Here is an 11,996-nt window from a genome sequence, read left to right on the forward strand (position 1 = left end):
GGCGTCTCATGCTCAACAAGGTTCCCGAGGTCACCATCTGGTTCTGGGTGATCAAGGTCCTGTGCACGACCGTCGGTGAGAGCTTCGCCGACTGGATCGACATGAAGCTGGGCGTCGGCCTGGTGAACACGGCCTGGATCTTCACCGCGGTGTTCGCGGTGGTCCTGGCCGTCCAGCTGCGGCTGAAGCGGTACGTTCCGTTCCCCTACTGGCTGACCGTGGTCGTTGTCAGCGTCACGGGCACCCTCTACACCGACATCCTGACCGACCAGCTGAACGTGCCGCTGTGGATCAGTTCCGCGGTCTTCTCGGTGCTGCTCGCGGTGGTCTTCGGCGTGTGGTGGCTGCGCGAGCGCACCCTTTCGATCCACTCGGTCACGACGCTGCCGCGGGAGTCGTTCTACTGGCTGGCCGTTCTCGTCACCTTCGCGCTCGGCACCGCGACCGGCGACTGGACCCTCGAACTCACCGGCTGGAGCCCGGGAGTCTCGGTCCTGCTGCCGCTCGGCCTCATCGCGGCGATCACGCTGCTGTGGAAGTTCGGCGCGAACCCGGTGCTGTCCTTCTGGCTCGCCTACATCCTGACCCGCCCGCTGGGCGCGAACATCGGCGACTGGCTCGCCTCCCCCAAGGTCGCCCAGAGCCCGGGCGACCCGACCGGTCTCGACCTGGGCACCTTCACCACCAGCCTGATCTTCCTGGGTCTGATCCTGGCGACGGTGGTCTACCTGACGGTGACGCGCTCGGACGTGGCCGAGACCCACGAGGCCACCCACGCCGCACCGGCCGCCGGCGATCCCCGCAAGGAGCGCATCGCGCTGGGCTGCTTCGCACTGCTCGCCGTCGCCACCGTGGGCCTGCTGGTCTGGGCCCACGGCCAGCCGCACGTCGGTCCGGCGCCGGAGGAGGACAACACCTCCGCCGTCCAGATGGCTCCCGGCCAGGCGGTGAAGAAGTTCCCGCCCGCCAAGGTCGCCGCGCTGAAGAAGCTCGCGTCGACCTCGCTCAAGGACGCACGCTCGGGGGACGCGGCCGGAGCCCATGCGGCCGCCCAGAAGCTGCGTGACCTGTGGGACGCCGATCAGGACTCGCTGCAGCCGCTGGACGGAACCGGCTGGGACTCCATCGACGCCCAGATGGACAAGATGCTCAAGACCTTCGGCATCGACCACTCGAACCCGCCGATGTCGCCCGCGCAGCAGGAGAAGGAACTGAAGGCCCTCCTGACGGACATGGGCTGACGGACATCGGCTGACAGACCGCGCAGCGCCCGGCCGGCCCACCCGGCCGGGCCTGGTCATTCCTCGGCGGCTCCCGAGGGGGCGTCGGTCAGGCTGGCGGCCAGCCACTGCTCCACGGCGGTGATGTGGACGGTCGCGGCGGAAGCGGCCAGCAGGGCGTCGCGTGACTGGAGCGCGGCGAGGATCTGCTCATGGTCGTGGTGGGCGTTGTCCAGGGCGTCCCGGGTCTTGATGCCGCGGACGATGCGGACCCGCTGGGTTCGGGTGGAGAGCACTTGCAGCAGCATCGACAGGACGGGATTGCCGACGGCTTCCACGATTCTGAGGTGGAAGGCCGTGTCGTGGGCGACGAACTCCTCCACGGTGGCGACGGTCCGGGACCGGTCGAGGATGTCGCGCAGTTCCTGGAGGTCCTCCGGTGTCAGGAGCGCGGCGGCCAGTCCTGTCGCCTGCGGTTCGAGCAGCCGGCGTACCTGGAGCAGCTGGAGAGCCGTCCGGCCCTGGGAGACGTCGGCGGCGAAGGAGAGGCTCTCGAGCAGGAGGTGGGGCTCCAGGCTGGAGACGTACGTGCCGTCGCCCTGACGGGTGATCAGGATGCGCATGGCGGTCAGCGCCCGAACGGCCTCGCGCAGGGAGTTCCGGGACAGGCCGAGTTGTTCGGCGAGGATCTCCTCCTTGGGCAGGCGGGAGCCGGGCGCGAGTTCGCCGTTGACGATCATTGACTTGATCTTGTCGATCGCGTCGTCCGTCAGTGCCACGGGCAGGCCTCTCCGTGCCGGGGATGAGTGGGGCGAGCCCCGCCGGGCCCGGTTCGGGAGGTTATCAGGGCGACGATGATGACGATCCGACCACGCCTTTGGGCCATTCATCCGATGTATCTCGGATATCGAGGAGTCACCCCCACGAAGAGAGGCGACCATCAGATGCCCGGGCTGCACGGCTAGGAAAATACACCCGATGAATCCATTGCCAGCAGTGACAGCCGCATCTTAAGGTCGCGGTGCGCCATGCATCCGATGACCAGGGGGGCTTGCCCGGTGAAACTGCTACGCGTCGGAGCCCACGGACAGGAGCGGCCCGCCGTCCGCACCGACGACGGCCGGCTGCTGGACCTGAGCTCCGTGACCCACGACATCGACGGGACCTTCCTCGCGTCCGGCGGAGTCGACCGGGCCCGCGCGGCCGTCATGGCGGGAGAGCTGCCCGAGCTGGACGCGGACGGTCTGCGGATCGGCGCACCCCTCGCGCGCCCCGGCAAGATCGTCTGCATCGGCCTGAACTACCGCGACCACGCGGCCGAGACCGGCGCGGCGATCCCCGCCCGCCCGGTGGTGTTCATGAAGGACCCGGGCACGGTCGTCGGCCCGTACGACCAGGTGCTGATTCCCCGTCACTCGGCGAAGACCGACTGGGAGGTCGAGCTCGCGGTCGTCATCGGCCGCCGGGCCCGCTACCTGGACGGCCCCGAGGCCGCGCGGGACGTGATCGCGGGGTATGCGATCAGCCATGACGTCTCCGAGCGGGAGTTCCAGCTGGAGTACTCGTCGCAGTGGGACCTCGGCAAGTCCTGTGAGACCTTCAACCCCCTCGGCCCCTGGCTGGTCACCGCCGACGAGGTCGGCGACCCGCAGAACCTCGGACTGCACCTGAGCGTCAACGGCGTGAAGCGGCAGGACGGCCACACCAGCGACATGATCTTCCCGGTCGACCACATCGTGTCGTACCTGAGCCAGTACATGGTCCTGGAGCCGGGTGACGTGATCAACACCGGTACCCCTGCGGGCGTGGCCCTGGGTCTCCCCGGCACCCCCTTCCTGCGCCCCGGCGACACGGTCGAACTCTCCGTCGACGGCCTCGGCAGCCAGCGCCAGACCTTCGCCGAGGCGTGAGGGGCAGCGCCCTCGTGACGGCAACCTCCGCCCGGATCACCGCGGTCGAAACGGCCGACTTCCGGTACGTCGCCGACGGCTTCACCCAGATCAAGCCGGCGCTGTCCGGTACGACCGAGAACCGTGTGATCGAGTTCGTCGACCACCCCCATGAGCACTTCACCACGCCGGTGGTGCTGCGCGACGGCCACTACACCGCGCCGTTCGCGCCCGGCTTCTCCGCCACCATGAAGAATGAGTCCATCACCGCATCCCGCTACCCGGACGGCTCGTTCCGGGTGGCCGACCGCGCTGCACAGGGTGGGACAGCATGACCGATCTCTCAGGGCTCCGCGCCGTCGTCACCGGCGGCGCCTCCGGCATCGGGCTCGCCACGGCCCGCACGCTGGCGGACCGCGGCGCGGCGGTCGCCGTACTCGACCTCGATCCGGACCCAGCCCCCGCACCGCTGCTCGGCATCACGGCCGACGTCACGGACGACGCCTCGGTGCGCGCCGCCGTGGAACAGGCCGCCCATCGGCTCGGCGGCCTGGACATCCTCGTGAACAACGCGGGCATCGGCGCCATCGGCACCATCGAGGACAACCCGGACGAGGACTGGCACCGGGTGCTGGACGTCAACGTCCTCGGCATGGTCCGCACCACCCGCGCCGCCCTGCCCCATCTGCGACGCTCGTCCCACGCGGCGGTCGTCAACACCTGTTCCATCGCCGCCACCGCGGGGCTGCCGCAGCGCGCCCTGTACTCCGCCAGCAAGGGCGCGGTCCTCTCCCTGACGCTCGCCATGGCCGCCGACCACGTCCGCGAGGGCATCCGCGTCAACTGCGTCAACCCCGGCACCGCCGACACCCCGTGGGTCTCCCGGCTCCTCGACGCCGCGGACGACCCCGCGGCCGAGCGCGCCGCCCTCAACGCCAGGCAGCCCATGGGACGCCTGGTCACCGCCGACGAGGTCGCCGCGGCCATCGTCTACCTCGCGAGTCCGGCCGCCGCGTCCGTCACCGGCACCGCCCTCGCGGTGGACGGCGGCATGCAGGGACTGCGGCTGCGTCCGGTGGAGGGGTCGTGAGAACCACCACGCTGGGCGGCAGCGCGGTACCGGTCTCGGAGCTGGCGCTGGGCTGTGCCGCCCTCGGCAACCTCTACCAGCCGGTCGGTGAGGAGGCCGCCCATGCCACGGTGGACGCGGCCTGGGACGCCGGCATCCGCACCTTCGACACCGCACCCCACTACGGTCTCGGCCTGTCCGAGCGGCGGCTGGGTGCGGCACTGCGCGGCCGCCCCCGGGACGCGTACACCCTCTCCACCAAGGTGGGCCGGCTTCTCGTGCCGCATCCGGAGGGCGCGGCCGGTGACGACCTCGCCCAGGGCTTCGCCGTCCCGGCCACCCACCGCCGGGTCTGGGACTTCAGCGCCGACGGGGTACGGCGCTCCCTGGAGGCGAGTCTGGAACGCCTCGGCGTCGACCGCGTCGACGTGGCCCTCCTGCACGACCCGGACGACCACGCCGAGCAGGCGTTGCGCGAGGCGTACCCGGCGCTGGAGCGGCTGCGCGCCGAAGGCGTGATCGGGGCGATCGGCGTCGGGATGAACCAGTCGGCGCTGCCCGCCCGGTTCCTGCGCGAGACCGACATCGACGTGGTGCTGCTCGCCGGCCGTTACACCCTCCTGGACCAGGACGGGCTCACCGAACTGCTCCCGGAGGCGGCCGCCCGCGGCCGTAGCGTCGTCATCGGCGGCGTGTTCAACTCCGGGCTGCTCACCGCGCCCCGGCCCGGCGCCACCTACGACTACGCGCCTGTCCGGCAGCCGGTGCTCGACCGGGCGCTGCGGCTGCTGGCGGTCGCCGAACGCCACGGCGTGCCGCTGCGGGCCGCCGCCCTGCGCTTCCCTTTCGGCCACCCCGCGGTGGCGAGCGTCCTGACCGGCGCACGGTCGCCGGAGGAGGTGCGCGACACGGTGGAACAGCTGCGCCGCCCCCTCCCGCACGTCCTGTGGGACGAACTGCGCGCCGAGGGCCTGCTGGACGTGAACACCCCCGTGCCGACGGCCACGTGGGAGCCGTCATGAGCATTTCCCTGCACAGCAAGGTCCGCGCCCACACCGCTCGGCAGGGGCTGCCATGCGCATAGCGCTGTTCATCACCTGCTTCAACGACACGATGTTCCCGCGCACCGGCCAGGCCGTGACCCTGCTGCTGGAACGGCTCGGCCACACCGTCGAGTTCCCGCAAGGCCAGACGTGCTGCGGTCAGATGCACTTCAACACCGGCTACCGCCCCGAGACCCTGCCCATGGTGCGCCGCTTCGCCGAGGTCTTCGCGGGCTACGACGCCGTCGTCGCCCCCTCCGGGTCCTGCACCGCGATGGTGCGCGACCACCACGGCGTGGTGGCCTCCCAGTACGGGGACGCCGCCCTCGCCGAGGCGGTCGAGCACGTGGTCCCCAGGGTGTACGAGCTGTCGGAACTCCTCGTCGACGTTCTCGGCGTCACCGACGTCGGCGCCTACTTCCCGCACCGTGTCACGTACCACCCGACCTGCCACTCGCTGCGCATGCTGCGGGTGGGCGACCGGCCGTTGCGGCTGCTGCGCGCGGTGGAGGGCATCGACCTCGTCGAACTGCCCGCCGCGGAGTCCTGCTGCGGCTTCGGCGGCACCTTCGCGCTGAAGAACTCCGAGGTGTCCAACGCCATGCTCGCCGACAAGATGCGCCATGTGCAGGGCACCGGTGCCGAGTTCCTGTGCGCGAGCGACAACTCGTGCCTCACCCACATCGGCGGCGGTCTGTCCCGGCTGCGTACCGGCGTCGGCACGCTGCACCTGGCCGAGATCCTGGCCTCCACGGAAGGGGACGTACGGTGAGCGGCGCCGACAACGTCGTATGGCTGGGCACCCCGGCCTTCCCCGAGGCGGCGCGCACCGCGCTCGCCGACACCCGGCTGCGGGCGAACCTGCGCCGGGCGACCGGCACCATCCGGGACAAGCGGCTGGCGGTCACCGCCGAACTGGCGGACTGGGAGGACCTGCGGGAGACGGCCGCCGCGGTCAAACGCCACACCCTGCGCCATCTCGACCACCATCTGCTGCGCCTGGAGAAGGCGGTGACCGCCGCGGGCGGAGTCGTCCACTGGGCGGCGGACGCCGCCGAGGCCAACCGCATCGTGACCGCGCTGGTGAAGGAGACCGGCGAGGAGGAGGTCGTCAAGGTCAAGTCGATGGCGACCCAGGAGATCGGTCTCAACGAGGCGCTGGCAAAGGCGGGCATCCGCGCCAACGAGACCGATCTCGCGGAACTCATCGTGCAGTTGGGCGGCGACCGGCCGTCCCACATCCTGGTGCCGGCCATCCACCGGGGCCGCTCCGAGATCCGGGAGATCTTCCGCCGGGAGATGGGGAAGCGGGGCAGGCCGGCTCCCGAGGAACTCACCGACGACCCCCGCGACCTCGCCGAGGCCGCCCGGCTCCATCTGCGGGAGAAGTTCCTGCGCGCCAGGGTCGCCGTCTCCGGCGCCAACTTCGCGGCGGCCGACACCGGCACGGTCGTGGTCGTGGAGTCGGAGGGCAACGGGCGGATGTGCCTGACCCTGCCGCAGACGCTGATCACCGTCATGGGCATCGAGAAGGTGCTGCCGTCCTTCGCCGACCTGGAGGTCTTCCTCCAACTGCTGCCGCGCTCGTCCACGGGCGAGCGGATGAACCCCTACACCTCGCTGTGGACGGGGATCACCGAGGGCGACGGTCCGCAGAACTTCCATCTGATCCTCCTCGACAACGGCCGCACCGCGACCCTCGCCGACGAGGTCGGGCGCCAGGCACTGTCCTGCATCCGCTGCTCCGCCTGCCTGAACGTCTGCCCGGTCTACGAGCGCACCGGCGGCCACGCCTACGGCTCGGTGTATCCCGGCCCGATCGGCGCCGTGCTCACCCCGCAGCTCGTCGGCGTCCACAACGCGGCCTCGCTGCCCTTCGCCTCGACTCTGTGCGGTGCCTGCTACGACGCCTGCCCCGTGAAGATCAACATTCCCGAGGTGCTGGTCCACCTGCGGGCCGAGGCGGTGGAGGCCAGACGCCGCGACCGGCTGCTGCCCACCCCTGAGGCGCTCGCCATGAAGGCCGCCGGCGCCGTCCTGTCCTCCCCCGGGCGCCTGTCGGCGGCCCAGAGGCTGGCCGCCCTGGGAGCCCGGCTGGTGGCGCGCGACGGCCGGATCGGCGCCCTGCCGGGCCCGCTCGCCCGCTGGTCCGCCACCCGGGACACACCCGCCCCGGCCCGGGAGTCGCTGCGCGCCTGGTGGCGCCGTACCAGAACGCCCACCCGCGAAGACGGCCGTACGACGGCGGGAGGGAAGCGATGACGGGGAACGACCGCGAGACGGTCCTGAGCGCGGTCCGGGGGGCGCTGTCCGGTGTTCCCGGCTCCGAGCGTCCCGATGACCGGCCGGGTCCGCACGGTTGCCGCGCCGACCACGCGGGAGAGGACATCGTCGGGCTGTTCGCCGAGCGTGCCGCCGAGTACCGCGCCACGGTGGTCCGGGTTCCGGCGTCCGGTGCCGCGGGCGCCGTCGCTGACGCGCTCGCCCGTACCGGAGCCCGGTCCCTGGTGGTGCCGCCCGGGCTGCCCGACGGTCTGGTCCCCGACGGGCCCTGGTCGCTGCCGGCGGACGTCCCGCCGCTGACCGTCGGACAGCTCGAGGCGGCCGACGCCGTCCTCACCACGGTCGCCGTGGCCATCGCCGTCACCGGCACCGTGGCCCTCGACCACGGCCTGGGCCAGGGGCGCCGGGCCCTGACGCTCCTCCCGGACCAGCACATCTGCGTGGTCCGAGCCGATCAGATCGCACCCGACGTGCCCGAGGCGCTGCACCGCCTGGACCCGTACCGTCCGCTGACCCTGATCTCGGGCCCCTCGGCGACCAGCGACATCGAACTGGACCGGGTGGAGGGCGTGCACGGGCCGAGGACCCTCGACATCGTCGTGGTGGAGGGCGCGTAGCCGCACACATCCGATGTCCGCGATCCCGAAGGAGTACCCCTCCATGTTCCGTTCCAGAGCCCGCGGTTTCTACGGTGCGCTGGGGGCAGTCGGCGCGGTCGTCTGCGCCGCGCTGTCCCCGGCCGGTCCGGCGTACGCCGCCACGCCGACCGTGCTGTACGCGTCGCCTTCCGGGTCCGGCAGCACCTGCTCACCGAGCGCGCCGTGCAGCCTGGACGGCGCCAGGAGCAAGGTGGCGGGCCTCGCCCCCGCCATGGCCGCCGACATCGACGTCTTTCTGCGCGGCGGCACCTACCGCCTGTCCCAGGCCTTCACCCTGGGCGCGTCCGACTCCGGGCGCAACGGCCACAAGGTGGTCTATGCCGCCTATCCGGGTGAGAAGCCCGTCCTGAGCGGGGCGACGAAGGTCAGCGGGTTCTCCCTCTTCGACAGCGGCAAGAACATCTACCGCGCCGCCGTGCCGGCCGGCACGCGGAGCCGGCAGCTGTTCGTCGACGGGGTACGGGCCCAGCGCGCACGCGGTCCGCTGAACCCCTCGGGTTTCACCCTCTCCGGGTCGAGCTTCACCACCGGCGACTCCTCCTACACGTCGTTCACCAACGCCTCCTCGGTGGAGATCGTGGACAACAACGCCTGGAAGCAGATGCGCTGCCCGCTGGCGAGCATCACCACGCCCAGTGGCGGCGGGTCCAGCCTCGACGTCGACCCGGCCTGCTTCAGGAACAACAACACCTCGGTGCCCAACCGGGGCTTCCCCTTCAACGGCGCCGGACTGCCGAAGCTGACCTCCATCACCTCCGTGGAGAACGCCTACCAACTGCTCGACTCCCCCGGCGAGTTCTACCTCGACAGCTCGGCGGGCTACCTGTACTACAAGCCGCGCAGCGGTGAGGACCTCACCACCGCCGACGTGGAGCTGCCCACCACCGAGACGCTGCTGAACGTGCAGGGCACGCCCGGCCACCTCGCGCCGGTCGACGACACGGACCCGGCCATCACCTACACCGGATCCTGGAGCTCCTCCAGCGGGCGCAACCTGGGTGACCTTTCCAACGACGTCCACGCCACCACTGCCAACGGCGACTCGGTGAGCTACACCTTCTCCGGTACCGGGATCGACGTGCTCTCGGAGACCAACACCGACGAGGGCGGCATCGACGTCTACGTCGACGGCGCCAAGGTGCAGAGCGGGTCCGCCTCCGGCTCGTCGCGGCTCGCCCAGCAGGTCGTCGCCTCCGTCAGCGGCCTCGCCAAGGGCCGGCACACCATCAAGCTGGTCAAGACCGGCGGGACAACCATGCTCCTGGACGGCTTCACCGTGGTGCCGGACGCGATCACGCCCGCGCACGACATCACCTTCCAGGGCCTGACCTTCGCCTACACCACCTGGACCCTGCCCTCCACGGCCGGCTACATCGACAACCAGGCCGGCGTGCTCTGGGACCCCGGCAACGACAACGCCCCCCTCCGCATCCCCGCCGCCGTCCAGGTCCACCGCGGATCCCACATCACCTTCACCGGCAACGAGATCACCCACACCGGCGGCACCGGCATCGACCTCGCCGACGGCACCCAGGACTCCACGATCACCGGGAACGTCATCCACGACACCTCCGGTGGCGGCGTCTCCGTGGGCGAGGTGGACGACTACTACCTCACCGACACCCACCGCATGACCACCGGCGACACCGTCACCCAGAACTGGATCTCCGACGTCGGCCGGGACTACTCCGACGCGGTCGGCATCTGGGCCGGCTACACCCGCGGCCTCACCGTCTCGCACAACGACATCGGCCACACCCCCTACTCCGGCATGTCGGTCGGCTGGGGCTGGGGCTACGCCTCACCGTGCTCCATGCAGTCCGCCCAGGGCCTGCACACCTGCGCACACGGCACCCTCTACGCCGGCGCCAACCAGGTCCTGGACAACCACGTGCACGACGTGATGAACGTCCTCCACGACGGCGGCCCCATCTACACCAACGGCGGCCAGGGCAATGGCGACGGCTCCACCACGTCCGTCCTCGCGGGCAACCTGGTCGAGGTCGGCAACCACACCAACAACATGCTGTACCAGGACGAGGGCAGCTCGTACTGGAACACCCACGACAACGTCTCCCGCATCGTCGGCGGCAACTGGATCGGCATGTGGACGCCGACCATCCACGACATCGACATCCACGACAACTACTCCGACACCGCCACCTACCGGAACAGCGGGACCGGCATCACCTTCAGCCAGGCCACGATCGTCTCCGGCGGCGCCTGGCCCTCCGCCGCCCGGGACATCATCGCGGCCGCCGGCCCCGACGCCGCGCACAGGCCGCTGACCGGCTGGATGGACGACGACGACACCGCGATCTCCTACACCGGCAGCTGGACGGCGAACGGCAACCGCGGCGTGGGCGACCACGAGGACGCCGTACACGCCACGAAGACCGACGGCGACAGCGCCTCGCTGACGTTCACCGGCACCGGTGTCTCGGTCATCGGCGAGAGGAACACCGACCAGGGACAGGCCGAGGTCTTCATCGACGGAACCTCCAAGGGCCTGGTCGACACCCACGCCACCACCCGCCAGGCCCAGGCGGTGCTCTACAGCACCGGCGGACTGAGCCCGGGCAGCCACACCGTCCGGTTCGTCAAGCGCAGCGGCACCTGGGCCTCCCTGGACGGCTTCGAGGTCACCGGCGTCCACAACGACACCGACTCCTCCCTCACCTATACCGGCGCCTCCTGGCGCTACTCCGCCAACCGCGGCTTCGGCGACTACCAGGACGACGTCCACGCCACCACGGCCGACGGCGACTCGGCCACCGTCACCTTCACCGGTACCGGGATCAGCCTCGTCACCGAGACCAACTCCGACGAGGGCTCCCTCGCGGTCTCCCTCGACGGCGCCTCCCGGGGCACCGTCAACGCGTCCTCCGCGAGCCGCCAGGCCCAGCGGACCGTGTACTCCGTCAGCGACCTGCCCCTCGGGCGCCACACCCTCACCCTGACCAAGACGGGAGGCAGCTGGCTGGTCGTCGACCGGTTCGACGTGCGGTGACGCTTCGCCGCAGGCAGGAGCGGTCGTACGAGAGGGCCCCGGCGAGGTCTCGCTATCCGAACAGGCGCCGCTGGATCTCCCGCCGGTAGTCCTCCAGCGTCCTGTCGAGATGTGCCGCCGTGGCCTCGGCCGCCTCGTCGGGGCGGCCGTCGCGAATGGCCCGGTAGATCACCTCGTGTTCCACGACCGCGGACTCGGTGCCCTCACCGAAGGTGTCATGGATCCCGATCGCGCTGGACTGCCGCTGGAGGCGTCGCGCGTCCCGCACCGCGCTGACGAGGAAGGCGTTGTGCGAGGCCGCGGCCACGGCCCCGTGGAAGTCCTCGTCCGCCTGGTTGAACTCCTCGACCTGACCGTGGACGAAGCCGTGCCGGCACCGCTGCACGGCCACCTCGATGGTCCGCAGCTCGGCGGGGGTGGCCCGGGTGGCGGCCAGACTGCTCGCGGCCATCTCCTGCACCCTGCGGAACTCGAACAGCATGAGCACGTGATCGAGGTCGACCGGGCGGAAGAAGCCGCCCCAGCGGCTGGTGCTGAGCAGGCCCTCGTCGTCCGCGACGAACAGTCCGCGCCCCTTGTGCGCCCGGACCCGGCCGAGCGCCGAAAGGATCTTCACGGCCTCCCGCACCACGGCCCTGCTGGTGTTCAGCCGCTGGGCCAGATCGTTCTCCGTGGGCAGCCGGTCGCCCGCCACCAGACGCGACTCGGCGATGAACTCGAGAATCCGCTCCGCCACGACCTCGTAGCCGGGCCGGTACTCGGGCCGCGCGTCCGCACCGTTCACCGTCTCTGCCGCAGCGGTCGCGGGTGTGTCGTTCATCTG

At 71.0% G+C, this 11,996-nt stretch carries 10 protein-coding genes and 1 pseudogene; 9 read left to right on the forward strand and 2 right to left on the reverse strand.

All coding sequences use genetic code 11. The features are described from left to right. Positions 1-8 precede the first annotated feature (8 nt). Entirely contained in the window at positions 9-1,241 is a 1,233-nt protein-coding gene (locus ACFVIU_RS28285; RefSeq protein WP_385845934.1) for a hypothetical protein, read from the forward strand. Positions 1,242-1,297: 56 nt separating this feature from the next. Here ACFVIU_RS28285 and ACFVIU_RS28290 read toward each other — a convergent pair whose 3' ends face one another. Next, positions 1,298-1,999, reverse strand: coding sequence for a FadR/GntR family transcriptional regulator (locus tag ACFVIU_RS28290; RefSeq protein WP_385845935.1), 702 nt, complete (start codon positions 1,997-1,999; stop codon positions 1,298-1,300). A 279-nt stretch (positions 2,000-2,278) separates the two neighbouring features. Here ACFVIU_RS28290 and ACFVIU_RS28295 point away from each other — a divergent pair, with 279 nt between their 5' ends. From ACFVIU_RS28295 to ACFVIU_RS28330, 8 genes and pseudogenes are all read left to right on the forward strand, one after another. Further along, positions 2,279-3,130 carry a fumarylacetoacetate hydrolase family protein gene (locus ACFVIU_RS28295; RefSeq protein WP_385845989.1) on the forward strand — a complete coding sequence of 284 codons (852 nt, stop codon included), beginning with the start codon at positions 2,279-2,281 and terminating at the stop codon, positions 3,128-3,130. Positions 3,131-3,228: 98 nt separating this feature from the next. After that, a pseudogene (locus ACFVIU_RS28300) lies at positions 3,229-3,444 on the forward strand (fuconate dehydratase); the annotation flags it as partial. Continuing rightward, complete coding sequence (locus ACFVIU_RS28305) at positions 3,441-4,199, forward strand: SDR family NAD(P)-dependent oxidoreductase (protein ID WP_385845936.1); 759 nt, start codon at positions 3,441-3,443, stop codon at positions 4,197-4,199. The pseudogene ACFVIU_RS28300 and the gene ACFVIU_RS28305, both read left to right, overlap by 4 nt. Further along, a complete protein-coding gene (locus ACFVIU_RS28310; RefSeq protein ID WP_385845937.1) occupies positions 4,196-5,200 on the forward strand; it encodes an aldo/keto reductase in 1,005 nt (334 codons plus the stop codon). The genes ACFVIU_RS28305 and ACFVIU_RS28310 overlap by 4 nt, the downstream gene beginning before the upstream one ends. A gap of 52 nt (positions 5,201-5,252) precedes the next feature. Further along, positions 5,253-5,993 carry a (Fe-S)-binding protein gene (locus ACFVIU_RS28315; RefSeq protein ID WP_385845938.1) on the forward strand — a complete coding sequence of 247 codons (741 nt, stop codon included), beginning with the start codon at positions 5,253-5,255 and terminating at the stop codon, positions 5,991-5,993. Next, positions 5,990-7,483 carry a LutB/LldF family L-lactate oxidation iron-sulfur protein gene (locus ACFVIU_RS28320; RefSeq protein ID WP_385845939.1) on the forward strand — a complete coding sequence of 498 codons (1,494 nt, stop codon included), beginning with the start codon at positions 5,990-5,992 and terminating at the stop codon, positions 7,481-7,483. The genes ACFVIU_RS28315 and ACFVIU_RS28320 overlap by 4 nt, the downstream gene beginning before the upstream one ends. Further along, positions 7,480-8,121, forward strand: a complete 642-nt coding sequence (locus ACFVIU_RS28325; RefSeq protein WP_385845940.1) for a lactate utilization protein C — start codon at positions 7,480-7,482, stop codon at positions 8,119-8,121. The genes ACFVIU_RS28320 and ACFVIU_RS28325 overlap by 4 nt, the downstream gene beginning before the upstream one ends. Positions 8,122-8,164: 43 nt before the next feature. Next, the gene (locus ACFVIU_RS28330) at positions 8,165-11,173 is read left to right on the forward strand and encodes a right-handed parallel beta-helix repeat-containing protein (protein WP_385845941.1); all 3,009 of its coding nucleotides are present in this window, start codon (positions 8,165-8,167) and stop codon (positions 11,171-11,173) included. Between the two features lie 52 nt (positions 11,174-11,225). On the opposite strand, the gene ACFVIU_RS28335 is transcribed toward ACFVIU_RS28330, so the two are convergent. After that, entirely contained in the window at positions 11,226-11,993 is a 768-nt protein-coding gene (locus tag ACFVIU_RS28335) for a FadR/GntR family transcriptional regulator (RefSeq protein WP_385845942.1), read from the reverse strand. Between the last annotated feature and the right edge of the window lie 3 nt (positions 11,994-11,996).

The organism is Streptomyces sp. NPDC127190, from assembly GCF_042672505.1.
Lineage (GTDB): Bacteria > Actinomycetota > Actinomycetes > Streptomycetales > Streptomycetaceae > Streptomyces.